Origin of the sequence: Halobacterium salinarum DSM 3754 (genome assembly GCF_008124605.1) — an archaeon.
Lineage (GTDB): Archaea > Halobacteriota > Halobacteria > Halobacteriales > Halobacteriaceae > Halobacterium > Halobacterium salinarum.
In genome coordinates this window covers 25,372-49,364 of record NZ_VRYN01000004.1, presented here as the reverse complement: position 1 = coordinate 49,364, position 23,993 = coordinate 25,372, and the positions used below count along the sequence as shown (strand labels likewise).

Annotated in this window: 26 protein-coding genes, 1 tRNA gene and 1 pseudogene; 8 read left to right on the top strand and 20 right to left on the bottom strand. The window is 65.3% G+C overall.

The window, feature by feature from the left end; translation table 11 throughout:
* Nucleotides 1–10: 10 nt before the first annotated feature.
* Both APQ99_RS09465 and APQ99_RS12960 read left to right on the top strand, forming a co-directional pair.
* Nucleotides 11–186: transfer RNA gene (locus APQ99_RS09465), tRNA-Trp, on the top strand.
* 272 nt (nucleotides 187–458) lie between these two features.
* Nucleotides 459–584 carry a hypothetical protein gene (locus APQ99_RS12960; protein ID WP_274546368.1) on the top strand — a complete coding sequence of 42 codons (126 nt, stop codon included), beginning with the start codon at nucleotides 459–461 and terminating at the stop codon, nucleotides 582–584.
* A gap of 758 nt (nucleotides 585–1,342) precedes the next feature.
* Here the strand turns inward: APQ99_RS12960 and APQ99_RS09460 are convergent.
* From APQ99_RS09460 to APQ99_RS09440, 5 genes are all read right to left on the bottom strand, one after another.
* Nucleotides 1,343–1,807: a hypothetical protein gene (locus APQ99_RS09460; RefSeq protein ID WP_136361315.1), complete on the bottom strand. Its 465-nt coding sequence runs from the start codon at nucleotides 1,805–1,807 to the stop codon at nucleotides 1,343–1,345.
* On the bottom strand, nucleotides 1,807–2,097 hold the full coding sequence (locus tag APQ99_RS09455) for a hypothetical protein (protein ID WP_136361316.1): 291 nt from the start codon (nucleotides 2,095–2,097) through the stop codon (nucleotides 1,807–1,809). Before APQ99_RS09455 ends, APQ99_RS09460 begins: the two co-directional genes overlap by 1 nt.
* 565 nt (nucleotides 2,098–2,662) lie before the next feature.
* On the bottom strand, nucleotides 2,663–2,920 hold the full coding sequence (locus APQ99_RS09450) for a DUF7692 domain-containing protein (RefSeq protein WP_136361317.1): 258 nt from the start codon (nucleotides 2,918–2,920) through the stop codon (nucleotides 2,663–2,665).
* A 304-nt stretch (nucleotides 2,921–3,224) separates the two neighbouring features.
* Nucleotides 3,225–3,542 (bottom strand): DUF6166 domain-containing protein, encoded by a 318-nt coding sequence (locus tag APQ99_RS09445; protein WP_136361318.1) that lies wholly within the window; start codon nucleotides 3,540–3,542, stop codon nucleotides 3,225–3,227.
* Between the two features lie 236 nt (nucleotides 3,543–3,778).
* Nucleotides 3,779–4,246, bottom strand: coding sequence for a hypothetical protein (locus tag APQ99_RS09440; protein WP_136361319.1), 468 nt, complete (start codon nucleotides 4,244–4,246; stop codon nucleotides 3,779–3,781).
* On the opposite strand from APQ99_RS09440, the gene APQ99_RS09435 reads away from it, so the two are divergent.
* Nucleotides 4,236–4,646 carry a Cdc6/Cdc18 family protein gene (locus APQ99_RS09435; protein ID WP_136361320.1) on the top strand — a complete coding sequence of 137 codons (411 nt, stop codon included), beginning with the start codon at nucleotides 4,236–4,238 and terminating at the stop codon, nucleotides 4,644–4,646. The genes APQ99_RS09440 and APQ99_RS09435 overlap by 11 nt on opposite strands.
* Before the next feature lie 67 nt (nucleotides 4,647–4,713).
* Nucleotides 4,714–5,205 (top strand): hypothetical protein, encoded by a 492-nt coding sequence (locus tag APQ99_RS09430; protein ID WP_136361321.1) that lies wholly within the window; start codon nucleotides 4,714–4,716, stop codon nucleotides 5,203–5,205.
* Nucleotides 5,206–5,383: 178 nt separating this feature from the next.
* Here APQ99_RS09430 and APQ99_RS09425 read toward each other — a convergent pair whose 3' ends face one another.
* From APQ99_RS09425 to APQ99_RS09365, 13 genes and pseudogenes are all read right to left on the bottom strand, one after another.
* Nucleotides 5,384–6,346: a hypothetical protein gene (locus APQ99_RS09425; RefSeq protein ID WP_136361322.1), complete on the bottom strand. Its 963-nt coding sequence runs from the start codon at nucleotides 6,344–6,346 to the stop codon at nucleotides 5,384–5,386.
* Between the two features lie 235 nt (nucleotides 6,347–6,581).
* Nucleotides 6,582–7,070 (bottom strand): hypothetical protein, encoded by a 489-nt coding sequence (locus APQ99_RS09420; RefSeq protein ID WP_136361323.1) that lies wholly within the window; start codon nucleotides 7,068–7,070, stop codon nucleotides 6,582–6,584.
* A 173-nt stretch (nucleotides 7,071–7,243) separates the two neighbouring features.
* A complete protein-coding gene (locus APQ99_RS09415) occupies nucleotides 7,244–8,497 on the bottom strand; it encodes a hypothetical protein (RefSeq protein WP_136361324.1) in 1,254 nt (417 codons plus the stop codon).
* Nucleotides 8,498–8,710: 213 nt separating this feature from the next.
* The gene (locus tag APQ99_RS09410; protein ID WP_136361325.1) at nucleotides 8,711–9,055 is read right to left on the bottom strand and encodes a DUF7522 family protein; all 345 of its coding nucleotides are present in this window, start codon (nucleotides 9,053–9,055) and stop codon (nucleotides 8,711–8,713) included.
* Between the two features lie 53 nt (nucleotides 9,056–9,108).
* Nucleotides 9,109–10,821: a dihydroxy-acid dehydratase gene (gene ilvD / locus APQ99_RS09405; protein WP_136361326.1), complete on the bottom strand. Its 1,713-nt coding sequence runs from the start codon at nucleotides 10,819–10,821 to the stop codon at nucleotides 9,109–9,111.
* A gap of 67 nt (nucleotides 10,822–10,888) precedes the next feature.
* Nucleotides 10,889–11,857, bottom strand: coding sequence for an isocitrate/isopropylmalate dehydrogenase family protein (locus APQ99_RS09400; protein WP_136361327.1), 969 nt, complete (start codon nucleotides 11,855–11,857; stop codon nucleotides 10,889–10,891).
* Nucleotides 11,850–12,530, bottom strand: coding sequence for a 3-isopropylmalate dehydratase small subunit (gene leuD / locus APQ99_RS09395; protein WP_136361328.1), 681 nt, complete (start codon nucleotides 12,528–12,530; stop codon nucleotides 11,850–11,852). Before leuD ends, APQ99_RS09400 begins: the two co-directional genes overlap by 8 nt.
* The gene (gene leuC, locus APQ99_RS09390; RefSeq protein WP_136361329.1) at nucleotides 12,527–13,951 is read right to left on the bottom strand and encodes a 3-isopropylmalate dehydratase large subunit; all 1,425 of its coding nucleotides are present in this window, start codon (nucleotides 13,949–13,951) and stop codon (nucleotides 12,527–12,529) included. The genes leuD and leuC overlap by 4 nt, the downstream gene beginning before the upstream one ends.
* Nucleotides 13,944–14,246: a hypothetical protein gene (locus APQ99_RS09385; protein ID WP_136361330.1), complete on the bottom strand. Its 303-nt coding sequence runs from the start codon at nucleotides 14,244–14,246 to the stop codon at nucleotides 13,944–13,946. Before APQ99_RS09385 ends, leuC begins: the two co-directional genes overlap by 8 nt.
* Nucleotides 14,239–15,315, bottom strand: coding sequence for a ketol-acid reductoisomerase (gene ilvC, locus APQ99_RS09380; protein ID WP_136361331.1), 1,077 nt, complete (start codon nucleotides 15,313–15,315; stop codon nucleotides 14,239–14,241). The genes APQ99_RS09385 and ilvC overlap by 8 nt, the downstream gene beginning before the upstream one ends.
* On the bottom strand, nucleotides 15,312–15,938 hold the full coding sequence (gene ilvN / locus APQ99_RS09375; RefSeq protein ID WP_136361332.1) for an acetolactate synthase small subunit: 627 nt from the start codon (nucleotides 15,936–15,938) through the stop codon (nucleotides 15,312–15,314). Before ilvN ends, ilvC begins: the two co-directional genes overlap by 4 nt.
* Entirely contained in the window at nucleotides 15,935–17,839 is a 1,905-nt protein-coding gene (gene ilvB, locus APQ99_RS09370; RefSeq protein WP_136361333.1) for a biosynthetic-type acetolactate synthase large subunit, read from the bottom strand. The genes ilvN and ilvB overlap by 4 nt, the downstream gene beginning before the upstream one ends.
* Before the next feature lie 268 nt (nucleotides 17,840–18,107).
* A pseudogene (locus APQ99_RS09365) lies at nucleotides 18,108–19,286 on the bottom strand (LeuA family protein); the annotation flags it as partial.
* 208 nt (nucleotides 19,287–19,494) lie between these two features.
* Between APQ99_RS09365 and APQ99_RS09360 the strand changes: the two are divergent.
* From APQ99_RS09360 to APQ99_RS09345, 4 genes are all read left to right on the top strand, one after another.
* Nucleotides 19,495–20,916 (top strand): lamin tail domain-containing protein, encoded by a 1,422-nt coding sequence (locus APQ99_RS09360; protein ID WP_136361334.1) that lies wholly within the window; start codon nucleotides 19,495–19,497, stop codon nucleotides 20,914–20,916.
* On the top strand, nucleotides 20,916–21,212 hold the full coding sequence (locus APQ99_RS09355) for a DUF3006 family protein (RefSeq protein WP_136361335.1): 297 nt from the start codon (nucleotides 20,916–20,918) through the stop codon (nucleotides 21,210–21,212). Before APQ99_RS09360 ends, APQ99_RS09355 begins: the two co-directional genes overlap by 1 nt.
* A 69-nt stretch (nucleotides 21,213–21,281) precedes the next feature.
* Nucleotides 21,282–21,641 carry a hypothetical protein gene (locus APQ99_RS09350; protein WP_089667527.1) on the top strand — a complete coding sequence of 120 codons (360 nt, stop codon included), beginning with the start codon at nucleotides 21,282–21,284 and terminating at the stop codon, nucleotides 21,639–21,641.
* Between the two features lie 167 nt (nucleotides 21,642–21,808).
* Nucleotides 21,809–22,390: an archaellin/type IV pilin N-terminal domain-containing protein gene (locus tag APQ99_RS09345; RefSeq protein ID WP_136361336.1), complete on the top strand. Its 582-nt coding sequence runs from the start codon at nucleotides 21,809–21,811 to the stop codon at nucleotides 22,388–22,390.
* A gap of 105 nt (nucleotides 22,391–22,495) precedes the next feature.
* Here APQ99_RS09345 and APQ99_RS09340 read toward each other — a convergent pair whose 3' ends face one another.
* Nucleotides 22,496–22,708 (bottom strand): hypothetical protein, encoded by a 213-nt coding sequence (locus APQ99_RS09340; RefSeq protein ID WP_089667525.1) that lies wholly within the window; start codon nucleotides 22,706–22,708, stop codon nucleotides 22,496–22,498.
* A gap of 65 nt (nucleotides 22,709–22,773) precedes the next feature.
* Nucleotides 22,774–23,871, bottom strand: a complete 1,098-nt coding sequence (locus tag APQ99_RS09335) for a PQQ-dependent sugar dehydrogenase (RefSeq protein WP_244288981.1) — start codon at nucleotides 23,869–23,871, stop codon at nucleotides 22,774–22,776.
* Between the last annotated feature and the right edge of the window lie 122 nt (nucleotides 23,872–23,993).

Genomic DNA, 23,993 nt, shown 5'->3' with positions numbered 1-23,993 from the left:
TGGAACGCACGGGGCTGTGGCCAAGCCAGGCATGGCGACTGACTCCAGAGGCCCGCGCCCGGGACGACGCTCCAGACTGGTATACCGAGCGGCCGACTGATCATCGGTCCGCTGTGACGACCCTCTGGAGTTCCGAGGCGCACCGGAGATATCAGTCGATCGGGGGTTCAAATCCCTCCGGCCCCATTCTGCAAAAAAGTACTTCGGAAGCTCTTGCCGGCTTCCGTTTACTTCACGTAAATCCACCAGCGTCGGCTCCGCGGGGTGGTCCGCGTGAGCCTGTCCACGGACATCTACGCTCGTGGCCGGCGCGTCCACACGCTCACCGCGTGCCCATGCGGCTACGTCATCGCCGAGAACGAGAACCGCTGGAAACACTTTCTGGAGGGCCACTCGCCCGAAGACTTCGGACTCTCTCCGCTCGGTGAGCGTGACGAGTCCGCCGGAGGTGTTCAGCGGTGAGTCTCGAAGCGTACGGCGTCGAGACGCCCGACGTGGTCCGGGAGCCTGTCGAAGATCGCCACGACGCGGACCTCCGGGCCTGTCCCGAGTGCGGGCTGCCGGTCGGGGAGCCCACGGCGTGAGCGGGAACGCGACACGGAGGCCGTTGAGGACGACGACGCCGACTCCGACGGCTCGCGGAGCCGGTGGCGGTACCTAGCGGACTGGCGCGGAACCCCGCAGATGCTAATCGACGAGATCGTCCGCGGTGACCGCGCGGAGGACGACGTCCGAGTTCGCCTCCTGGACGACGAACACGACGCTGACGGCCCACCGCCCACGTAGCGGCGTCTCACAACCGGGCTCGCCCCGACGAATAGCGACGCCTCTGTAACGCTCGACTGTTTTTCGCGGCTCGACCGTTCGTCGACGCCCTCGATCCGCTGATTACGAGGAAAATCTCGGCACTCTCTACTTTCACACGGGTGTATACGGACTGGCCCTGTTCTGTACACTCCAGTTTTTCGCGCATAATACGTGCGCTCACACGCTCGAAAGCAGCCACTTACGCCCGCTCGCGTTCGGAATCCAGCACTCTCGGCCGCTGGCGCGTCCGCCCAAGTTACCGCATACCGCTACGGTAGTGCCCCTAAGGGGGCAGGCCAAATGCGGGGCGCGCAAACGCGCGCCCCTCACCGCAATCAGCCCCAGCTGCCGCTACCGGATTGGAGAGACGCTGAGGTACTGGATTGCGTGTGTTCAGTACATGGCAATGCAGATTGTCAGGAACTCCTACGCCTCCTGGGCTAAGGCCACAATTCCAAAACACTTCCCACCGTTCCGCAGCGACACCCGCAACTAGCCCTGACGGAAGCGCGAAGATTTTGGCTTCCAGTCGAGGTTATGCCTCAGATAGTTTCTCAAGAGCTTTCTCTTCTAACTCTGCGGCTTGCTGCTTCGCCGTGCGTCCTTGTTCCTCGAATTCGGGTAGCACGTTCATGTGTGTTCGAATCTCGTATACGCTACGACACGCTTCTGCGGTCTCTTCAACTACGTCTACCACGTCCTCGTCCACTTCCACCCCATTTGCTTCTGCAGCGTGGTTGGTGAGCTGAGTCTGAAATAGGTTCATCTCTCTCTGAACTTCATCAAATGATGTGAATTGGTTCTCCTCATACGGCCGCTCGAATTTTGTTTCCCAGGTGGACTGGACTTTATTGGCGTATGAAGCAGCGTCTGCATACCATTCAGATACTTCGTCGTCTTGCTGAATTGATCTAGACCGACGAATCCGATATTCGACTGATGCCAGAGATACGGCAACAGAGACAACGGCGCTCAAAACAATAGAAACTGTATCAACCATTACTTAAATGCGTCTTCCAATTCGGATTCGATTTCTCCTACTGCGTCATGTACTTGAGAATCATCGATATTCAGGTCAATCCGTTTATTGCAGGACTTACATATAGCAGCCCCCTCCAAATGGTTCTGGTTACTTAGCCAGATTTCTGCATCAAAGACTTCTGAATCACAACCGTCAGTTGGACAGTCGATTTCTCCCTGCTCGACCTTTTTCTCGTACTCTTCAGCGAAGCCTTGCAAAAACTCTCTACGATCTACATCAATGTCCGCGTCGAAGCTGATGTCAACCATGCCCTGAAGCTTCAGCGATATAACTTATTTCTTGGGTTGGTGAGGTGAAGAGGCTCCCACTGTCTATGGAATCTGGACAGAACATACACACCCAGATTCACGTCTTCATCCGCTCTTTAAAACAGTAAATTTAGGATGCCCTTCCCTCCGGCCACTCGTTACGCTTCCGCTCAGGTTGCCCCCCGTCACTTCTCCACTCCTCGATTCGCAACGAATACGCCCTACCCCTATTCAGGAAGTAGTAGAATAGCGCAGCTAAAAGTATCATGAGAAAGCCAATCACTGCAAGCAGGGTGTGTACCAAAATCCCACCAGCTATGTTCGCAGCGTAGAACAATGCCCCTCCAATTGCCCCACTTACCACATCCCGTGCTGCTCGATTGTATTCCCGTTGGAATAGCTCCCCATCAATTTGCTTAATCCAAGAAACCGAATTCAATCTGGACATTTCTACTAAGTTTCGTAACAGGCGATTTGGGTATAAATCTACGACCAAGAGTGGGATGCGAGTCGATCATCTCATGGTCTACTCTACGGAAGCTACTACGAAGGGTAGAACACTGACTCAGTCGACTCGCACCGACGCCTTCGTCTCTGGAACCTTGACATCCACTCGGCGTGTAGAAATTGTCTCGGCCAACTCCCGACGGATACGGGGTGGGAGATCGGGATGCTCTAGTGCGTCCTCCACGCCGTTCAGGACGTCGCCGACGACCTCGCAGGAGACCAGCACGGCGTGGGTCTTGTTGCAGTCTAAGCGGTTCGCAGCTGCCTCAATGGTGTCCTCGCGGTGTGCGTACTCGCCGTCAGTGCGGATTCGCATATTCGACTCGTACACACGACCCCGGATAACCGAATGAATTTGTCTCACTGAACACCCGAAAATCGGGGTGAGTTCACATCCTCCTATCACGGCCACGGTAGTTCCGCCGGTGCGCGGCGACGACCGAGCGCGAATATGCACACGAGCGGACACGGGTTCGTGTGCATATCCGGGCGAGCACGTTCTCGGACGCGAAACCCCACGCGTCAACGCAAGAATGGGGAACTTAGTCGAGAGAACATGGTTGACCGCCCTGAGTGTTTCTCGTTTCTACGGTTCTCTCACTTGGACGTAACAGTCTGTCTCAGTGATTTCTCAAGAACTCCTTGACCTCTTCCATGCTCAGTGTCCACTCCTCGCTTTTGCCTACCGGTATAGTGAATTCTCCAGCGAACTCGCTTCGAACGCTGGAGGCATTAACATCGAATGATTCGTCGGTCTCAGCAATCGCATGCTCTAGGATAGACTGTGCTACGTTATTCGGACCTGCACCGGTATATCCCCAGGAAAAGTCGTCTTGTGAACTGTCTCCGTAGGGAACGTGTTCAATTCGTTCGCCATCGTACAGCACTTCTCTGTCGCCTGTTTCCGGGTGTTCAAGAACTGCCCTATAGTCGGACATGCAGATAGTTTTTAATTCCAACATGACTTAAAATTGTCTCCTGCTCAAAATGAAGCTTGTATAACACAATAGCCCACAGACACTCGAATTTATGACGATCTACAGCCTACTGAAGTGCGACATCCTAGCGCAAGCGGGTAGCCGGCCACGTCCACGAACACCGTGCTCAGAACCGCTCGCTATCGAGGGAGCTGTCGACGACGAAACCGCTCAAGACCGTATCGAAGACATCCTCGTTAGTCATCGTCGGCCCCTGCGGAGACGCCGTCGTTGTCCCACGCGTGCTCGTCGTCCAGCTCCGTGCTCCCGTCGCCTTTGATTGTCGAGATCGTCGACCGATGGAGGTCGAACACCGCCCCGATCTTCGCCTGTTTCACCCCCACCTGACAGAACCGCCGAATCAGCGTGTCCCGAACCGGCTTTGAGATGTCGTCGACCGACGTCACGCCCGCCTCGTCGTCCTCGTCGTCATCGCCCGCGAGATACGAGTTCTCCGCGAAGTTCTCCATGTGCTCGACCTTCTTCTCCTCGAGCACCTGGTGTTCCGGGTGGTCGTCCAGCGGCCCCCACCGAACCCGGTGCATCCGCTTCTCCGTCATTTCCCCCGAGTGGTCGTCGACTTTCGTTTTGTAGACGACCACCACCCCGCGCTCGAGGACGTTGATACGCCAGTCGCACAGTTCCTTCAGCCGGATGTCCAGCATCGACGACGAGACGCTGGCGTACGTGGCCGATCGGGCAGCGGGAGACGCACGAGCAGGGATTGCGCTGCTTCGGAGCGCGGTCGAGCGTGCAGTTGCCGGCGACTGCGACCAGATCACGCGGGCGATTGTCGAGGACGTCGAGGAGGAAGCGCGCGCAGAGATGCGCACGCATCGGGTCCGGGAACTGGACACCGACAAGCGACTGCTCTACGAGATCATTCAGGAAGCCGGTGACGTGGACGCCGGAACCCTGCACGCCCGCTACGAGGACCGGTCGCAGGACCCCGTCGCGCGGTCTACTCGGCGGAAATATCTCGGCAGACTCGTGGAGTACGAGCTAATCGCCGTCGAGGGAAGTGGCCGAGGGAAACGGTATCTGCAGCCAGAAGTCGAGGACTGAACGCTGATGGCGGATATGACCTCGGTATAGGTTAGATATTTTAGTTGTAGGTGTGCATCTGTATCTTGTGCCTCAGCTCTGGCTGATCCCTGCTGACGAGCAATCGTTCAACGAAACCCTCGCGAAGTCGCGAAACCTCACACCTGCTCCAGACAAACCCGACGGCTTCCCGGACCATGCACGTGTGTGGGGAGTCAGAACGGACCCTGAGCACCCCGACGCACCGTGGAAGCGCAACGAACGGAACCTAGAGAAGATGGAGCCGGGCGATCCCTTGCTCGTGTATCGGAACAGTGAGAGTCGGTACGTTGCCGCTGGGCGAATTGGCGGGCCTCTCTGGCACACTGAGTGGGTGCGGGACGAATTCTGGAATGGCGGTCCGGCACTCGACGTCTTCCACATCGACCAGTGGACGAGTATCGATCTCGAACCAGAGACTGTCAACCGCATCCTCGAATACGAAGACAGCTTCTGGCCGCAGGGACTGTGGCGAGTCGCCGACGATCGACCGACGTCGCGTCTCCTCCAGCGAATCGAGCAGGAAGGAGCTAGTCTCTGAAACCGGGAGCTTACAGCGGTCTATTCTGCCACGAGTGAATCACCATCTCTGAGAAGAACCCAGCACCGTGCCCGACAAGGTTCGTGAACCTGCCTTGGCTTTGGTGATTAGCGTGGCCCCCATTACCGGAGAATCAAACAGACATATCTATACTTCCCGTTTGGGAGTCTAACCGTAACTAGCGGAATGTCTTGAGAAATGGTCTACCCTTTAGAACCGAAGGGGTGACCGAGATTATGGCGAAAATTATCCCACTTACCGCTGCCCAGATGCGGACTGACTGAGGCGCGGTTTCGAGGCCCTCAACCACCAAATCAGGTCGGAAATATATTAGTATAGGTATACTTCCCAAGAGAACAGCCAAGGCCAGATAGAGCATGCCATAAAGTATCAACAACAGTAGGACAAGAACGGTAAACAGTACACCAATGCATGCAAACATGAATAATAGAGAGCCGTCGGTATGTGTAATGGCCTCGCTAGTACTGGAGAGAACTTGAATAGCTTTCAATTCTGGAGTGGTGAAAACTCTAACCGCGAAGTACAGATCAAGAATTGCAATAGTACTGCCTGCAAGTATTGAACTATACGGTTTGCGAAGACAGGGCTGGAGAATACCGGACAGTTCTTTATTAGCCGATTTGATGCAAAGATAAATCAGCAGGACAACGGCAAAATGCGCTACCAGCGCGACGGTATACGGCCATACGTACTCGCCGGACGAAAACATCGGAACTGAGATGAATAAATCAATCGCGACAATCCCGATCGTCGGTGAGAAAGCGTGCGCTAAGGTCCAGCCTTCCCCGAGACGGTCGCGTATTATCCTGGTAAGTTCGTGAACTCTCAGGTGCAGTGTCTCGTGGAAGACGTATACAACGCTGGCTGTGATTCCACCCCTTGCGATGACTGGCGAATTCAGTCCTGATGCTACCAAGAAAATCAAGCCTCCCAAAAGAAGATACGTGAGTCTAGTCGAATAACCGTCTATCCTCGAAGAGAACGACTTGAGAAGCCCTTTAGCCTGTTTAGCAAGCTCGTTTTGCCATCGAAAGTCTCCATCGTCTCGGCCTTCCGATTTGTCGTCTGATCCACTCTCTCGGTCAAGATATCTGTTCCCATCGGACCCTTTACGCGGCATTCATACCACAGAAGAAAAACCTAAAATAAGTGAGTTGCTGTTCGTCAGAAGCAAAGGAACCCAGCCACTTTCGTTAGTATAAGGCCAGAGTCACGGTACGAGCCGACGTGCGCCACGAGTATCCCAGTGAAGAACCCGGCACCGTGTCCGACGAGGTTCGTGAAGCCGCCCTGATTCTGGACGCTGGCGGGAACGGTGGCGACCACGGCAGATTATGATCGGTTAGCGAGCCGGCTCAGGCAGAGTCTGCGCTTCGCTCCTGGCAGGTATCGACGAAGTCCTGAACCACGGCTTTGAACTCGTCCAGTTCGCCGTTCGAGACAAGCGCCTGGAAGTCTATGGCTTTCGAGTCCCGCACCTCGCTCAGGGAGCAGAGTGCTCGTTGGTAGGCTTTGTAGTCTGCTACCTCCCACGGAACGTCGTCCATCGCGTCTTCTTTCTTCGGCATCATCGCGGGCCAGATCAGTACTTCTCCGTCGACGTTCGCGGTGAAGACACTGGGGTCACCACGGTACGTTCCCTGATGGACGTCGACCTTGACCTCGAAGTTCGCGTTTTTCGCGCCGCCGATGTCGACACGGTCACCGATCTCGTGACCGAACTCGTAGAGGTCCAAGAACGCCTCCGCGGCGACTTCCGACAGCTCGCCGTTGTTCACCTTGAGCTCGAGATCCGCGTTCAGTTCATCCTCGTTCTCGACGAATGCCGGGCCAGTTCGGGACATCGACCTTTGGAGGACCCAACCCCTCAGGTAAATAAACTCCTCATCTATCGTATGCGCTTCGCCCACGGTGCCCGGCAGTTGGTGGGGCGCAACCACCGCGCCGTCGGCGGGGTAACGGTGGGCGCTGCCGCCGGCAAGCCGTCGATTCGTGACGGAGTAGTCGCTACGACCGACTACCGCGCCTTCGCTTGCTGGATTCGTTCGGCGACGCGTTCGGGGTTCTGGACGTACGGGAGAGACTGACGGTAGAAGCCGTACGGCGACTGGTCGATGTCCAGGTCAGTCCGGTCGAGCGTGACCGTCGCTGCGTCCGTTCGAGGCGGCCGCTCCGAGCGGTCCCGTTCGATCGAAACGGCCCGGATAGCCTGCAGCGGGACGTGCCACTGGACGGCGTCGAGTCGCGTGTCGTACGCGACTAGAGCGTCGCCGTACAATCGGTATTCCATCGTACCGAACGCCAGTTCGAAGTGCGCGATACCGGTCAGCACGAATCCCACTGCGAGGACGCCGAGCGCGAGGCCGGTCGCGACGAGCCCCACTGTCGGTCCGACGGCGAGGGCCACCGAGAACCCCACGACAGCCACCGCAGAGAGGGCCGCGAGTCGGGAGACGACGTTGAGCAGGTCCCACTCGGTCCGGGGGACGAGCCCGTCGAGCGCTCCCGCGGTCCGGACCGCGCGCTGCTCGACGTGGAACACCTCGGTCGGTCGCCCCGGTGGCGTCGAAATCTCGAACGGCTCCGCTCCGGTCGGCGGGTCGCTCCGCCGCGTCTCGTGGGTGATTCGCCCGACGACGAGCAGGAGTGCCACGGCCGTGAATCCAGCTGACGGGTCGAAGTCGGCCCCCGCATAGACGGTGTCGATGGCGGCCACAGGGAGTGCCATCAGAACCGGCCCGAGCCACTGCACGCCAGGGAGGATTCGTCTGGCTGGCGGACGCTCCGAGCGGACGAACTGCTGGAGCGCCGACCCGTGTTTCGCGAGGACAGCGACGCCGCCGGCAGTCAGCAGTCCGGCCGTCGGCCACGACCCGAGGGCGAACGGTGGGGCGAGTCTCCCCACCGTCGCGCCGACGGCGACGGCGGTCAGCGGGGCCGCGGTGAACAGTCCGACCACGGCCGGCTTGAGGTTGTGAATCGCTATCGGCGGCAGCCACGTGACCGGCCGGAGGGTCCCGAGCTTGGGGGTGAAGAACCGCAGCGGGTTCGGGTCGCCGTTCCGCCGCATCGCGGGCGGACCGGTCGGCGAGAACGCCTCGCGTGGAGCCGCGACCACCGTCTGACAGAAGCGGCGGGCCGTCCCACCGAGCAGGTCTACCCAGTAGACGAGGACCACGACGGACAGCGGGAACGGGTGGAACAGCACCGCCGAGAGCGCGACGAGATCGACGGACAGCGCTGCGCCGCGGCGGAAAATACCGGGCCCCATACTCCTGAATCACTGATGGGTGGGATAAAATCTGTCGTCGTCTGGTACCGCCAGCCTCGGCGGAGTCGTCCGCCGAGACACCGTTCTGTCGCAGAGGTGGTTCTGGGCGTCACTGTACTCGAAGTACTGGACCCGAACTGGATGGGTGCTCTCGCGGCGACGATGCACACACGACCAGAGCCGGCAGAACAGTCGCACTCCGAACGCCCGCGGTCAGATGCCGTCACACGCCCTTGCCACGGCTTCTAGGTCCACGTCGGCGTCGGTGTCGACGCTCACGAGGACGCCCCTGTAGTCGCCGGTGGCGTGGTGGATGCAGATGGCGTGCTCGAAGCGGTGCATCGTGCAGTGCCACTTGCCGACCCGGAAGAGCTGTTCGAGGCGGCCGATGCCGATGTCGTTGAGGATGAGTTCCTCGTGGATGTCGTCGACGACGCGGTCTTTGGTGGAGACGTCGTCGCGTTCGTACACGAGTTCGACGTCCTCGCGGTCGTAGGCCGCGAGTGACCGGAGTGCTGGCCCGGCGGCGTCCCGGAACGGGGGTACGCGGACCTCCATATCTGGAGGTACTCACAGCAGCTTGAAAAAAGTGCTAGGTGGTTTTCACCGGGTCAGGGGTCGCGTTTCGCGCCGGGGTCGGTGACCGCACCGTCGGCGGCCGAGGCGAAGAGGTCGCCGTACTTCCGGAGGACGCCGGCGTCGTAACGGGGGTCGGGTTCGCTCCAGTCCTCGCGGCGGGCCGCGAGCTCGTCGTCGGGGACTGCCACTGAGAGCTCTCGGTTGGGGACGTCGACGGTCACTTCGTCGCCGTCTTCGAGGAGCGCGATCGGGCCGCCGACCGCGGCTTCGGGCGCGACGTGGCCGACCATGGGGCCGCGAGTGGCACCCGAGAACCGGCCGTCGGTCAGCAGCGCGACGTCGTCCTCGTGGCCTTGGCCGACGACGGCGGCAGTGACTCCGAGCATCTCGCGCATCCCGGGGCCGCCCCTCGGGCCCTCGTTCCGGATGGCGATGACGTCGCCGGACTCGATGTGGCCCTCCTGGACGTACGCCATGGCGTCCTCTTCGGATTCGAAGACGCGGGCCGGGCCGGTGTGCTGGGTCTCATCTTTGCCGGTGACTTTGAGAACTGCGCCGTCTGGCGCGAGATTCCCGGTGAGGACGGTGATTGCGCCGGTCTCGTGGAACGGGTCGTCGACCGGGCGGAGGAAGTCCACGTCACCGTCCACGCTGCCGTCTTCACCGAGGTGTTCGAGTTCCTCGGCGATAGTGCGGCCGGTCACGGTCATCGCGTCGCCGTGAATCAGGCCGGCGTCGAGCAGGCGCGCGAGGACGACCGGAACGCCGCCGACCTCGTGGAGGTCGTTCATGACGCGCGTGCCGCCGGGCTGGAGGTTCGCAATCTTCGGGGTGCGGTCGCTGATGTCGTTGAAGTCCTCCACGTCGAGGTCGACGCCCGCCTCGGCGGCGAGCGCGAGCAGGTGCAACACGGCGTTCGTCGAGCCGCCGAGCGCGACCTGGACGGCGATGGCGTTCTCGAAGCTCTCTCTGGTGAGGATATCCGAAGGTCGGCGGTCCTCGCGGACGCACTCCGCCGCGAGACGGCCGGCGCGCTCGGCGACATCGTACCGGCCATTGCTCTCTGCGGGCGGGCTCGCGGAGCCGAGCGGTGCGAGTCCGATGGCTTCCGAGATGGACGCCATCGTGTTCGCGGTGAACATCCCGCCGCAAGCGCCCGCGCCGGGGCAGGCGTCGCGCTCCATCGACTCGAGTTCGTCCTCGGTCATGTCCCCGGAGGCGACGGCTCCGACGCCCTCGAAGACGTTCTGGACGGTTATCTCGCGGCCGTCGTGTTCGCCGGGCATGATGGAGCCGCCGTAGAGGAACACCGACGGGAGGTCGGTGCGGATGGCGGCCATCATCATCCCGGGGAGGTTCTTGTCGCAGCCCGCGACTGTGACGAGCGCGTCCATGCGCTCACCGAACGCCACCAGTTCGACAGAGTCCGCGATGACCTCTCGGGAGACGAGGGAGGCCCGCATCCCCTCGGTCCCCATCGAGATGGCGTCCGAGATGGTGATTGTGCCGAACTCGATTGGCATCCCGTCGCCGGCCTCGACGCCGTCGACGGCCGACTCGGCCACGTCGTCGAGGTGGACGTTACAGGGCGTGATGTCCGCGGCGGGGTTCGCGACGCCGACCATCGGCGAGGAGAAGTCGGCGTCGTCGTAGCCCATCGCGCGGAACATCGCGCGGTGCGGGGCGCGCTCGGGCCCCTCGGTCACGTCCGCGCTCGGAAGGTCCGGGTCCTTCTGTCCGGTCATGGTGCCACCTCGCACCGCGCAGCGGTAAATGTCGCGGACCGCGCAGTCGCTGCCAGCGAGCGCCCCGTCATCGGACCACCTCCAGTATGGCGTCGCCGACCTCGCGGGTCGTCGCCTCGCCGCCGAGGTCGGGCGTCGTCGGCCCGTCTTCCAGTACGTCCTCGACCGCGCTGCGGACGCGCTCACCCGCGGCGTCGTGGCCGAGGAACTCCAAGAGCATCGCCGCCGACAGCACGGCGGCCGCCGGGTTCGCGACGGCGTCGCCCGCGATGTCCGGCGCGGTGCCGTGGACAGGCTCGAAGACGCCGCGCTCCGGGCCGATGTTCGCGGACGGCAGCAGGCCGAGGCCGCCCACCAGACCCGCGGCGAGGTCCGAGAGCACGTCGCCGGCGAGATTCGGGCAGACGACTACGTCGTAGTCCGCCGGATTCTCCACGAGGTGCATCGCCAGCGCGTCCATCAGCGCCGCCTCCGTCTCGACGCCGTGCTCGGCCGCGACGCTCTCGACCGTGTCCCGGAACAGGCCGTCCGTCACGCGCATCACGTTCGCCTTGTGGGCGACCGTGAAGCCCTCTGGCGCGTACTCGCAGGCGTACTCGGCGAGCCGTCGGCTCGCGTCCTCGGTGACGACGCGCGTGCAGGTCGTCACGCCGTCCGCGAGTTCGGCCTCGTGGCCAGCGTAGACGCCCTCCGTGTTCTCCCGGAGGAAGACGAGGTCCGTCTCCGGCTGGACCGCGTCCACGCCGGGGTACGTCCGCGCGGGCCGGACGTTCACGAAGGAGTCGACGGCCGCGCGCAGCGGGAGGATGACGTCCGCGGCCGTCTCGCCCGCCGCGCCGAACAGCGTCGCGTCCGCCGTCTCGACCGCCTCCCGAGTCTCCGCCGGGAGCGGCGTCCCCTGCTCGCCGGCGACCTCGTCGCCCGCCTCGGCGTGGACGAACTCGAAGTCGCCGACGGCGTCCAGCACGTCGACGGCGACCGGCGTTACCTCGCGACCGATGCCGTCCCCGGGGACGACCGCAATCTCCTCAGTCATCGGTGTAGGGGAGGCTGGCAGCGGTCGCTTCGACGCTGTCGGCGTTCGCGGCCATCAGCGCGGTGGTGTCCCAGACGCCGTCGACGAGCGCGCGGCGCTGGGCGTCGTCGACCGACGCCTCGATGGTGGTTTCGCCGTAGCGGACCTCCTCGGCGGCGACGTCTACCTCGATTTCGGCGTCGGGGTGCTCGTCGACGTAGTCCTGTAGGGCTTCGATATCTTCCTGTGAGGCCGTCACCGTCGGGATACCGAGCGCGAGGCAGTTCCCCGCGAAAATCTCGGCGAACGACTCGCCGACGACGGCGTCGATGCCCCACCGCATCAGCGCCTGCGGCGCGTGCTCGCGGGACGAGCCACAGCCGAAGTTCGCGTTCACGGCGAGCACGGACGCCCCCTGGAAGCGCTCCTCGTTGAACGGGTGGTCCAGTGGCTCGTCTGCTCCGACGGCTCCGCCGTCTCGCGACTCCTCCGGAGTCGCGCTATCGAATCGCTCGTCGAAGAACGCGAACTGCCCGAGGCCGTCGAACGTGACGACCTTGAGGAAGCGCGCCGGGATGATTTCGTCCGTGTCCACGTCGTTCCCCCGGACTGGAACGCCCGTGCCGGTGACTCGGCGGACCGTATCAGCCGGACCGGAGCTGCTCGTCGCGTCACCCCCGGCGTTCGGGCTCACGCTCGCACCTCCCTGACCGCCTCCAGTTCGCGCACGTCGGTTACTTCCCCCTCGACGGCCGCTGCGGCGACCATCGGCGGACTCATCAGGACCGTCCGGCCGTCCTTCGAGCCCTGTCGGCCGACGAAGTTGCGGTTCGACGAGGACGCGCAGCGCTCGTCGCCGACCAGCTGGTCCTCGTTCATGCCGAGGCACATCGAGCAGCCCGCGCCCCGCCAGTCGAAGCCCGCCTCGGTGAACACCTCGTCGAGACCCTCCGCTTCGGCGGCGGCCTTCACGCGCTGGCTGCCGGGAACGACCATCGCCCGGACGTCGTCGTGGACCTCGCGGCCCCGCACGACAGCGGCGGCCTCGCGGAGGTCCGGCAGCCGGGCGTTCGTACAACTCCCGAGGAACGCCACGTCGATTGGGTAGCCCGCCATCGTGTCGCCCGGTTCGACGCCCATGTGTTTCTGGGCACTGCGGGCGGTCTCCCGTTTGTCCGCCGGGAGGTCCTCGGGGGCCGGAATCTCCTCCGAGATGCCGACGCCCTGCCCCGGCGTCGTCCCCCAGGTCACGACCGGTTCGAGGGCGTTGCCGTCGACGGTGACAACATCGTCGTACTCGGCGTTCGGGTCGCTGGCGACGGACTCCCAGTACGCCCGCAGTTCGTCGAAGGCGTCGCCCTGGGGGACTGCGTCGCGGCCCCGCAGGTACTCGTAGGTGGTCCCGTCTGGGTTCACGTATCCCGCGCGAGCGCCGCCCTCGATGCTCATGTTGCAGATGCTCATCCGGCCCGCCATGTCCATCGCCTCGACGGCCTCGCCGCCGTACTCGTAGACGTAGCCGACGCCGCCGTCCGTGCCGAGCTTCCGGATGACGGTCAGGATAACGTCCTTCGGCGTGACGCCGTCGCCCAGTTCGCCGGTGACCTCGATGCGGCGGACCTGTTTCTTCTCCATCGCGACGCAGCCAGTCGCCAGCACGTCCCGAATCTGGGAGGTGCCGATACCGAACGCCAGCGCGCCGAACGCGCCGTGGGTGGCCGTGTGGGAGTCACCGCAGACGATGGTCATCCCGGGCTGGGTCAGCCCCTGCTCCGGGCCGACCACGTGAACGATGCCCTGCCGACCCGTCGTCGGGTCGTCGAAGTCGATGCCGGCCTCGCCGACGTTCGCCTCCAGTTCCGCCATCATCTCCTCGGCGGCGTCGTCGCTGTACGGCCGGGACTGGTCGGCGGTCGGGACGATGTGGTCGACGGTCGCGTGGGTCCGCTCCGGGTACGCCACGTCCAGCCCGCGCTCCGCCAGCATCCCGAACGCCTGCGGGCTCGTCACCTCGTGGACGAGGTGGAGGCCGACGAACAGTTGCGTCTGGCCCGTCGGCAGCTCGGTGACCGCGTGGCGGTCCCAGACGTGGTCGTACAGCGTGCCGTCACTCATCGTTTACGGAGTTGTCGTCCCCGTCCGGGGCCGATTCGCCGCCGCGCTCCCAGACGCGGTTCGCGCTCGCGTCCTCGTCCGGCGGCGTCTGGTCGACGTCCTTCATCTTCTGGCTGTCCTCACCGTCGCCGCCGTCTTCGGCGTCCGCGCCGCCGTCGGGGCGCTGGGCCGCGGCCACGCCGCGCTCGCCGCCGTCCGCGACGACCGCCGGCCCGCGTCGGAACACCGTGCCGACGGCGTGGTCGGGGTCGACGGGGTTGCGCTGGCTGACCGACCGCATCGTGCGCTCAGTCATCGGCGGACACCTCCGGCTCCCGCTCGGCCTCGGACGCGGTCTCGTCGGCCCACGCGAACAGGCTGCGGAGTCGCTCCCCGACGTCCTCGATGTCGTGTTCCTGCTCGGCTTTGCGGCGCTGCTTGTACGACGGCCGGCCGGCCTGGTTCTCGGCGACCCACTCGGTCGCGAACGCGCCGTTCTGGACCTCCTCCAGAACTTCTTCCATGTTCTCGCGGACGGACTCGTCGACGACAGCCTCACCGCGCGTCAGCCCGCCGTACTCGGCCGTGTCGGAGACCGAATCCCACATCGCGCCGATACCGCCCTCGTACATCAGGTCCACGATGAGTTTGAGTTCGTTCAGGCACTCGAAGTACGCCATCTCGGGGCTGTACCCGGCGTCCACGAGCGTCTCGTAGCCCGCCTTCGTGAGTTCGGCGACGCCGCCACAGAGCACGGCCTGCTCGCCGAACAGGTCGGTTTCGGTCTCCTCCCGGAACGTCGTCTCCACGACACCAGCCCGCGCACAGCCGATGGCGTCCGCGTACGCCAGGGCCTCCTGCCGCGCCTCGCCGGTGGCGTTCTGGTAGACCGCCAGCAGCGCGGGCGTGCCCTCACCGGCCTCGTAGTTCCGGCGGACGAGGTGGCCGGGAGACTTCGGCGCAATCATCGTCACGTCGACGCGCTCCGGCGGCTCGATCTGGCCGTAGTGGACGTTGAAGCCATGGGCGAACTGGAGCGTGTCGCCCGCGTCGAGTTCGGGCTCGATGGCGTCGAACACGTCCGGCTGAACGGTGTCCGGCACGAGCACGGAGACGACGTCGGCCTCGCTGGCTGCCTCGACTGGGGTCGCTACGCGCAGCCCGTCGGCTTCGGCCGCCCTCCGGGAGTCGGAGGTCTCCCGCAGGCCGACGACCACGTCGACGTCGCTGTCGGCGAGGTTCTGGGCGTGCGCGTGCCCCTGACTGCCGTAGCCGAGGACGGCGACCGTCTTGTCGTCGACGTGTCGTCGGTCCGCGTCGGACTCGTGGTACACTGGTTGCGTGAACTGCTCGTCTCCGCTCGGACTGCTGTCTGTCTCTGTCATTTGAGGTGGTCTGGAACGACTGCTGTTTTCGTCTCGCCACGGGCCAGTGCCGTCTGGCCGGTGCGGGCGATCTCGCGGATGCCGAACTGGCGGAACGCGTCGATGGCGTCGTCGATTTTCTGTTCGTCACCGGTGAGTTCGACCGTCACCGTCCGCGGCCCCGCGTCGAGGGTGGTCCCGCCGTACATTTCGGTGATTGCGTGGACCTCCTCCGGGCGGTCGGCGTCCACTTTGACGACGACGAGCTCGCGGGCGAGCGCGTCGGCTTCGAGTTCCCGGACGTGGATGACGGGAACGACCTTCGCGAGCTGCTTCTCGACCTGGTCGATGCCCGGGTCGGGCTCCTCCACGACGACGGTGATGCGCGCCCAGTCGTCGTTCTGCGTGTCCGCCACGGTCAGCGACTCGATGTTGAACTGCCGGCGGCTGAACAGCCCGGAGACCCGTGCCAGCACGCCCGGCTCGTGTTCGACGAGCGCGGAGATGACCGTGCGCCGGGCCGGATGCTCGGCTTCCGCCTCCGGGTCGACGCGGACGCCCTGGGCCGTCCGCCGGCCCCGCGGCCGCTGGCGGTCCTCGGGCGCGGGACCCGGGAGCCCCCGCTGTTCGTTCCGGCCGCTCATAGGTGGGCCTCCGAGAGCGCGAACTGGCCGTTGTCGCCGCCAGACGGGACCATCGGGTAGACCTCCTCGGTCGGGTCGATGTAGACGTCCACGACCGCCGGCCCGTCGGTGGCGAGCGCCGCCTCGACGGTGTCAGCGACATCGTCGTAGCGCTCGATGCGGAAGCCGTCGGCACCGAACGCCTCGGCGAGCGCGTCGAACTCCGGCACCCAGGGGTACTCCGAGGCCATCCGCCGGCCGTCGAAGAAGGCGTCCTGCCACTGCTTGACCATCCCGATGGCCTCGTTGTTCAGCACGAAGACCGTGATGTCGAGGTTCTCGCGGGCCGCAACGACGAGTTCCTGACACGTCATCAGGAACGAGCCGTCGCCGTCGAAGCAGACGACGGACTGGTCGTCGTCGGCCGCCAGCCGCGCGCCGACGGCGGAGGGCAGCCCGTACCCCATCGCGCCGAGGCCGTGGCTGGACACCCACGTCCGGGGTTCGGTGTACGTCCAGTACTGGCAGGCCCACATCTGGTGCTGGCCGACGCCGGTCGTGACGACGGTGTCGTCGTCGGTCGCGGCGTCGACGGCCTCGACGACGAACTGCGGTTTCACCGGCTCGTCGTCGGGGAACGCCGACGCGTCGGGTGCGCCGTCGTCGGTCTCGGCAGCGGGCACCGCGTAGTCCATCGGGTACTCCGTCTGCCAGTCGCTGCACTGCGCCAGCCACTCGTCCGTGTCCGGCGAGCCGTCCATCGCTGCCGCCAGTTGGTCGAGGACGGTACCGGCGTCCCCGACCAGCGGGTGGTCGGCCTCGACGTTCTTCGAAATCTCTGCCGGGTCTATGTCGACGTGGACGACGGTCGCCTCCGGCGCGAACGAGTCGACGCCGCCGGTCAGCCGGTCGTCGAATCTGGTGCCGACCGCCAGCAGGCAGTCGGTCATCGTCGTCGCCATGTTCGCGTACCCGGTGCCGTGCATCCCCGCCATCTCCAGTGCGAGGTCGTGGTCTTCCGGGAACGCGCCGATGCCGGGCATCGTCGTCGCCACCGGAATCTCGTGGTCTTTCGCGAACGCCCGCAGTTCGTCGGTGGCGTCGCCCTTCACGACGCCGCCGCCCGCGAGAATCACGGGTCGGTCGGCGGCAGCGATGGTAGCTGCGGCGGCGTCGATTGCGGCCTCGTCGGCTCGCTCAGGGACCGAGACGGTGCCGGGAACCGTCGGTTCGGTCGGTTCGGCGTCCGTCTTATCGGTCGGTTCGGCGTCCGTCTTATCGGTCGTCACGTCTTTCGGGAGGTCGACGAGGGTCGGCCCCTGTCGACCGCTGGCCGCCAGCGCGAACGCCGTCGACACGTCCTCGCCGACCTCGTCGGCGCTCGACGCGAACGTGTTGGACTTCGTGATGGGGGTCGTGACGCCGACCGTGTCCGTCTCCTGGAACGCGTCGTTGCCGACCAAATCGGAAGGGACCTGCCCGGTGAGCGCGACGACCGGCTCGGAGTCCATGTCGGCGTCCGCGATGCCGGTCACGAGGTTCGTCGCGCCGGGCCCCGAGGTCGCCATGCAGACGCCCGGCTCGCCCGTGACTGCGCCGTACGCGTCCGCAGCGTGGGCCGCCCCCTGCTCGTGAGCCATCGTCACGTGGGACACGTCGTCGGCGTCGTACAGCGCGTCGTAGACCGGCATGATAGCGCCGCCCTGCACGCCGAACACCGTCTCTGCACCGGCTGCTTCGAGCGCGGCGACGACCGCGTCAGCGCCGGTCGACGTCTGCGTCGTCTCGTCGGTGCTGTTCTCCCGCTCCGGGTCGCGGCCGTCGTCCGTCTCCCCCTCGGGAGTCGGCGCGTCCGCGTCGGGCGTCGGTTCACCCGGCGCGTCCGCGTCGTCGAACTCCGGCACTGCGCCGTGGTCTGTCATCGATACCCCTCGGTCCGTGTCGTGTCTCGGGTGTCTGCTGCGTGTGTCATTGCGGATGCTGCGGTGGCTGTCGGTCTGGAAATTCGGTACCGGCCGGGTCGGTGAGAAGTGTAGGTAGGGGAGCTTACGCCCCTACAATACCGAGTCCGACAGCCACACCGCTGCCCGCGAGAACGGCCGAGCGTGCGGTGTGTGACTGCATCGTACACTCCGCTATCGCGCGGCCACGTATAGATGTGACTGGTGGCGCAAGGCTTGCCGGCCGGCGTCACGCCGTCACCTCACCCCGTTCGCGTCGGACGCCCACTTCGCCGGCGAACGCCCGCAGCATGGTTTCGGTGACGACCCTGTCGTCGGCGGCGTGCGCTTTCACCTTCCGGGTGACCGCACGCAGCTCCTCGTCGGTCGGCTCGAAGCCGGCGTCCTCCAGATGCTGGCGGACGGCGTGTGTCCCCGAGTGCTTCCCGAGCACGACTTCGCGCTCCGCGCCCACCATCTCCGGCGTCATCACGCCGGGCTCGAAGGTCTCGCTGTTCTCGATGACGCCCGCGGCGTGGATGCCGGACTCGTGGGCGAACGCGTTCGCGCCCACCACCGGCTTGTTCACCGGGACTGGGACCGACGACCGGTCGGCCACGGTCGCCGCGATGTCGGCGATGGCGGTCGTGTCGACGCCGGAGTCGGCACTGTAGACGCTCTCGGCGGACATCACGACCTCCTCGAACGCCGCGTTGCCGGCGCGCTCGCCGATGCCGTTGACCGACACCTGGACCTGGTCTGCGCCCGCCTCCACGCCCGCGAGGGCGTTCGCGGTGGCGAGTCCGAAGTCGTCGTGCGTGTGCACGTCGATTCGAGCGTCGGTGTGGTCGCCGACGAACTCGACCAGTTCACCGAACCGCCGCGGGGTCGCGACCCCGCACGTGTCCGGGATGTTCACCCAGTCTACGCCGGCGTCGTCGACGGCCTCGACGACCTCGGCGAGGTACTCGGGGTCGGTCCGGGTGGCGTCCATCGGCGAGAACATCACCTCGACGCCCGCCGCCTCGGCGCGCTCGACGGCCGCCACGGACTGGTCGACGACCTCGGCGCGCGTGCTGTGCATCGAGTCCTCGATCTGGACGTCGCTGGTGGACGCGAACACGTGGACCATGTCCACGCCGGCGTCCACCGCCGCGTCCACGTCCGAGGCGACGACGCGGGCGAGCCCGCAGGTCGTCGCCTCGGTCGCGTCGGCGACGTCCGCCACGGCCTCCGCTTCCGCCTCGCCGTTGGCCGGAAACCCGGCCTCGACGACGTCGACGTTCGCGTCGTCGAGCGCGGCGGCTATGTCGCGCTTGTCGTCGTAGCTGAACGACGTGCGTGGCGTCTGCTCGCCGTCGCGGAGCGTGGTGTCGAAAACTCGGACTGACTCGAACTCGTTACGCTGGGCTAACGTGCCCTCGAAGAACCCGTTCCCCCGGACTTACACCGGGCGTCTCGTTGTGAGACATCGTATCACTCCCCAGTCCGCGGTTGCACTTACGTCTTCCCCCGCTGGCAGACGTTGCCAAAGGACGCGCCCTCTCGTTGGTGCCGCGACTGCGGCCTGCTCGCCCGAGAATCGGACGCGAGTGCGCCCAGAACACCTATTCGCGCGGGGAGTGTTGGGATAACACATGGACCGGCGTCGAGTCATCGTCGTTCTCGGTGTGGTCGCCCTCGTCGCCCTCGCGGGGTGTACGGGCGCGGTCAGCGACGGGGCCGTCGCGCCGAGCGAGCAGACCGACGCACCGCCCGATTCCCAGTCCGCGTCGGGGAGCCAGCCAACCGTCGACTCACCGAACGGCACGCTGTCTGTCCACTTTCTCGACGTCGGCCAGGGGTCGAGTGTCTTCGTCGAGGGTCCGACGGGCGAGACGATGCTCGTGGACTCGGGGGACTGGCGCGACGACGGCGAGGACGTCCTCGCGTACCTCGACGCCCGGGGCGTGGAGCGCCTCGACTACCTCGTGACGAGTCACGCCGACGCCGACCACATCGGCGGCCACGCCGCGGTCATCGAACACTTCGAGACCGAGAGCGAGGGCGTCGGTGCCGTCTACGACCCCGGCATCACGGCGTCATCCCAGACCTACGACAACTACCTCGACGCCGTCGAAGCCCACGACGTGCCCCTGTACGAGACGCGCGCCGGCGACCCGATTCCGATGGCCGGCGTCGACATCGAAGTGCTCGCGCCGCCGCGCCGCCACCTCGCGGGCGGCGACCGCAACGAGAACAGCGTCGTCCTCCGACTCGGGTTCGGGAACACGACGCTGTTGCTGCCGGGCGACGGCGAAGACGAAAGCGAAGCGTTCCTCGTCGACGAGTACGGCGACGGACTGAACGCGACCGTGCTGAGCGCGGGCCACCACGGCAGCGCGTCGAGTTCGGGCGCGACGTTCCTCGACGCCGCGACGCCGCGGGTCGCCGTCGTCTCCAGCGCGTACGACTCCCAGTACGGCCACCCCCACGAGGCGGTGCTCTCGCGGCTCGCCGAGCGCGGCGTTCGGACGTACTGGACGGCCACCCACGGCGCGGTGCGCGTGACCAGTAACGGGTCCGCCGTCACCGTCGCGACACAGCGCGACGCGCCGACGGGCCCGCTGGCCCTCCGAGACGGAGCCCCGAGCGACGCCGAACCGGCGGACGACCTCGCGGTCCGGGCCGTGATTCCGGTGGCGGGGCCGGTGGCGGACGTGCCGCCGACCACCACCGAGCAGATGGACGGTTCGCTCTCGGTCGTGGACGTCCACGAAGACGCACCCGGCGACGACAACGAGAACCCGAACGGCGAGTACGTCGTCTTCGAGAACGACGGCGCGGAGCCACTGAACCTCGGCGGGTGGACTGTCACCGACAAGGCCGGCCACGAGTACGTGTTCCCGACCGGGCTCGAACTCGGACCCGGCGAGCGCGTGACGCTGTACACGGGCACCGGAACGGACACACGGACGGCGGTCTACTGGGGACTGGACCGCGCGGTGTGGAACAACGCCGGGGCCATCGTTACGGTGCAGGACGACGACGGGTCGACTGTGACCCGGGAGGCGTACTGATGCCGGCAGACGGAACCTACACGGGCGTCGTGGACCGCTTCGAGGGGGATCTGGCGGTCGTGCTGCTGGAAGTCGACAGCGAGACAGTCGGCGAGCGCGCGCTGGATAGGGCTCGGCTACCCGAAGCCGGCCGCAGCGTGGACGCCGTCCTGCGCGTCGAGGTCGAGGACGGCCGGGTAGCTGCGGTGTCGTACGACCCCGACGAGTCCGAGCGGCGCTCCGGGCGTGCACGCCGGCGATTCGGCGAGCTGTCCAGCCGACCGCCGGCAGCCGACGACGACCCGGACTCGGGCTGACCCGGGATCCTACCGGCGGGTCGCGAAACGCGGAACTAACAATCAGTGCGTCCGTCGACGGTAGCCGGTATGGCGCTCCTCGACTCTCTGGTCGTCTTCGTCGTCAGCCTCCTGGTCGGCGCGCTCGGCATCTACGTCGGCGCGCGGGTCGTCACCGACCGCGAGGACTACACGTACGCCATCGTGACGGCGCTGCTCGGTGCCATCATCTGGGCAGTCGTCGGCTTCCTGTTGGGCTGGATTCCGCTGCTCGGACCGTTGCTGGTGTTGCTCGCGTACGTCGCCGTCATCAACTCCCGGTATCCCGGCGGCTGGGGGAGCGCCGTCCTCATCGCGTTCGTCGCCTGGCTCACCGTCCTCGTCGTGCTCTACGCGCTCGCGTTCCTCGGCCTCTCGACGTTCGATGCGGTGGGCGTCCCCGGCGTCTGAACCGGAACTCTGAGAAGAACGAGCGCGGGAGACACCGCGACGGTAGTGTCTGACCCGAGCGCCCGCCATACCGTGGTTTTCACGCCAGATAATCGGAGCGAACGTTTATGAGTGCCCTGCGACTCCAGTCGAGTACTCGCGTCGGTATCCGCGCGGGCACTACGCACATGTTCGAGTTTATCAACGACGAGGACGAGCGGGGTCAGGTCGGGATTGGCACACTCATCGTGTTCATCGCGATGGTGCTGGTCGCGGCGATCGCCGCCGGCGTCCTCATCAACACGGCCGGCTTCCTCCAGTCCAAAGGCGCAGCCACGGGCGAGGAAGCCAGCGCACAGGTCTCTAACCGTATCGATGTCGTCTCCGCCTACGGCAACGTCAATAGCTCCGACATCGTCAACTATACGAACCTGACGGTGCGGCAGGCGGCTGGGGCTGACAACATCAACCTCAGCAAGTCCACCATCCAGTGGATTGGCCCGGACACTGCCACTACCCTCGTCTACAACACGAGTAATCCGGACGATACGAACTTCACGACCGAGCAGATCAAAGGCAACAACAACCCCGTGCTTGTCGACCAGTCCGACCGCCTCACGATTGTCATGAACTCGTCGGCAATCACGGAGAACGGTCTGAAGGCCGGCGAAGAGGTCCAGCTCACGCTGACCACCCAGTACGGTTCGAAAACGTCCTACTGGGCGAACGTTCCCGAGTCCCTCAAGGACAAGAACGCCGTCAATCTGTAACGGCCCCACTCTTCTGTTGTTTTTCGGACTCGACAGACACAGTCGGGTCCAGCGCCGGTTTCCGGCGCGTCGTACTGACGCTTTCCAGTGGCCGCTGCGACTGCGCTAGTTGGTGAACGCCCAGTGCCCGGACGGCGTCCGTTCGACCGTGCCGATTTCGCTGGCGGCTTCGAGGACGCGCCGCACTTCCTCGTCGCTAGGGCGGTGGTCGAAGTGGATGTCGTTGCGGACGTTCGAGATAGAGAGCGGGTCGTCTCGCTGAGCGTGCCGCAGTACCGACGCCCAGATGCGGTCTCTCGTGGTGACGTCGCGGTCCATGGACTGTGCTGGAAGCCCGTCGTCTTTGGTGTTCGGTACCCGGACCGGGTTGCCGGGACGACCCGTCACGCGGTCGAGACGAGTCGGTGCACCGTACCCGACTGCCCCGTCGGCGTCCCGGAGTCGGTGGTGGCGACGTACAGTTCGTCGTCGGCGCCCCGGCCGAACGCGAGCAGGTACTCGCCCGGGCCGGTGTCGCCACCCGTGAGGTCGACCGTCTCGGTCTCCCAGAGGCCGTCGTCCGGTCGTGCGATGAAGAGGCGGCCGTCGGCCTGCCAGTCGCCGAAGACGTATGCGCCGGCGAGCCCCGGGAGCGCGTCGCCGGTGTAGCGGTAGCCGCCGATGACCGAGACGCCGGAGAGGTCGTCCCCGTCGTGGGCGTACTCGACGATGGGGTCGCGGAGCGGGTCGCCGTCGGCTGTCTCTGTGGGGCAGTCGTCAGGGGGCGACCCGGGGGTCTCCGGGTCGAAGCAGTGGGTGGCCTCCCGGACATTCCAGCCGTAGTTTCCGCCGGACTCGACGACGCTCACCTCCTCGAAGCGGTTCTGACCGACGTCCGCGACGTAGAGGTCGCCGTCGGTGAACGAGAATCGCCAGGGGTTCCGGAACCCCCAGGCGTACTGCTCGTCGAGCCCCGGCCGGCCAACGAGTGGGTTGTCCTCGGGGATGCCGTAGGGCTGGTCGCCGTCGGCGTCCACGTCGATTCGGAGAACACTCCCCAGGAGGTTCTCCGTGACGTCTTGGCCGTTCCCGCCGTCGATAGCGTCGTACCAGTCCGCGACGTGGCCGGTCCCGACGTCGTTCGCGCCGCCGCCGTCGCCGGTGCCGACGTGGAGGAAGCCGTCCGGACCGAAGGCGACGCTCCCGGCGTTGTGGTTCGCCTGAGGCTGTGGGAGTTCCAGGAGGCGTGTCTCGCTGTCGGGGTCGGCGCTGCCTTCGGTGACTCGGAACGACGACAGGACGAAGCGGTGGCTGTAGTTCGGCGGCGTGTCGACGGTCGCTGGCGCGCTGTATCGCGCGAAGACGCGTCTGTCGGCCTCGAAGTCGGGGTGGAAGGCGAGGCCGAGCAGGCCGCGCTCCTCGTAGCCCGAGAGGTCGACCAGCCGGTCGCGCACGTCGAGGAACGGCTCCTCGCGGACGCCGTCGCGACCGACTGCGTACACGACGCCGGGCTGGTCGGACGACGTACGGCGTCCTCGTGTCGCCTGGTGCGAACTCGACGCCGAGCGGGTTCGCGAAGCCGCCGGCGACGAACTCGGTGCCGACGGCGTCGGGCGTCTCGCTT

What these genes read in the sequence shown, in the direction of transcription:
- APQ99_RS09425 (WP_136361322.1), bottom strand. Translation starts at nt 6,346, where the DNA reads ATGCCGCGTAAAGGGTCCGATGGGAACAGATATCTTGACCGAGAGAGT.
- ilvC (WP_136361331.1), bottom strand. Translation starts at nt 15,315, where the DNA reads ATGACAGAGACAGACAGCAGTCCGAGCGGAGACGAGCAGTTCACGCAA.
- APQ99_RS09345 (WP_136361336.1), top strand. Translation starts at nt 21,809, where the DNA reads ATGTTCGAGTTTATCAACGACGAGGACGAGCGGGGTCAGGTCGGGATT.
- APQ99_RS09410 (WP_136361325.1), bottom strand. Translation starts at nt 9,055, where the DNA reads ATGGAGGTCCGCGTACCCCCGTTCCGGGACGCCGCCGGGCCAGCACTC.
- APQ99_RS09385 (WP_136361330.1), bottom strand. Translation starts at nt 14,246, where the DNA reads ATGACTGAGCGCACGATGCGGTCGGTCAGCCAGCGCAACCCCGTCGAC.
- APQ99_RS09435 (WP_136361320.1), top strand. Translation starts at nt 4,236, where the DNA reads ATGTCCAGCATCGACGACGAGACGCTGGCGTACGTGGCCGATCGGGCA.
- leuC (WP_136361329.1), bottom strand. Translation starts at nt 13,951, where the DNA reads ATGAGTGACGGCACGCTGTACGACCACGTCTGGGACCGCCACGCGGTC.
- APQ99_RS09440 (WP_136361319.1), bottom strand. Translation starts at nt 4,246, where the DNA reads ATGCTGGACATCCGGCTGAAGGAACTGTGCGACTGGCGTATCAACGTC.
- APQ99_RS09450 (WP_136361317.1), bottom strand. Translation starts at nt 2,920, where the DNA reads ATGCGAATCCGCACTGACGGCGAGTACGCACACCGCGAGGACACCATT.
- APQ99_RS09400 (WP_136361327.1), bottom strand. Translation starts at nt 11,857, where the DNA reads ATGACTGAGGAGATTGCGGTCGTCCCCGGGGACGGCATCGGTCGCGAG.
- APQ99_RS09445 (WP_136361318.1), bottom strand. Translation starts at nt 3,542, where the DNA reads ATGTCCGACTATAGGGCAGTTCTTGAACACCCGGAAACAGGCGACAGA.
- ilvB (WP_136361333.1), bottom strand. Translation starts at nt 17,839, where the DNA reads ATGACAGACCACGGCGCAGTGCCGGAGTTCGACGACGCGGACGCGCCG.
- APQ99_RS09360 (WP_136361334.1), top strand. Translation starts at nt 19,495, where the DNA reads ATGGACCGGCGTCGAGTCATCGTCGTTCTCGGTGTGGTCGCCCTCGTC.
- ilvN (WP_136361332.1), bottom strand. Translation starts at nt 15,938, where the DNA reads ATGAGCGGCCGGAACGAACAGCGGGGGCTCCCGGGTCCCGCGCCCGAG.
- APQ99_RS09460 (WP_136361315.1), bottom strand. Translation starts at nt 1,807, where the DNA reads ATGGTTGATACAGTTTCTATTGTTTTGAGCGCCGTTGTCTCTGTTGCC.
- APQ99_RS09355 (WP_136361335.1), top strand. Translation starts at nt 20,916, where the DNA reads ATGCCGGCAGACGGAACCTACACGGGCGTCGTGGACCGCTTCGAGGGG.
- APQ99_RS09455 (WP_136361316.1), bottom strand. Translation starts at nt 2,097, where the DNA reads ATGGTTGACATCAGCTTCGACGCGGACATTGATGTAGATCGTAGAGAG.
- APQ99_RS09350 (WP_089667527.1), top strand. Translation starts at nt 21,282, where the DNA reads ATGGCGCTCCTCGACTCTCTGGTCGTCTTCGTCGTCAGCCTCCTGGTC.
- APQ99_RS09420 (WP_136361323.1), bottom strand. Translation starts at nt 7,070, where the DNA reads ATGTCCCGAACTGGCCCGGCATTCGTCGAGAACGAGGATGAACTGAAC.
- APQ99_RS09415 (WP_136361324.1), bottom strand. Translation starts at nt 8,497, where the DNA reads ATGGGGCCCGGTATTTTCCGCCGCGGCGCAGCGCTGTCCGTCGATCTC.
- ilvD (WP_136361326.1), bottom strand. Translation starts at nt 10,821, where the DNA reads ATGACCGGACAGAAGGACCCGGACCTTCCGAGCGCGGACGTGACCGAG.
- APQ99_RS09340 (WP_089667525.1), bottom strand. Translation starts at nt 22,708, where the DNA reads ATGGACCGCGACGTCACCACGAGAGACCGCATCTGGGCGTCGGTACTG.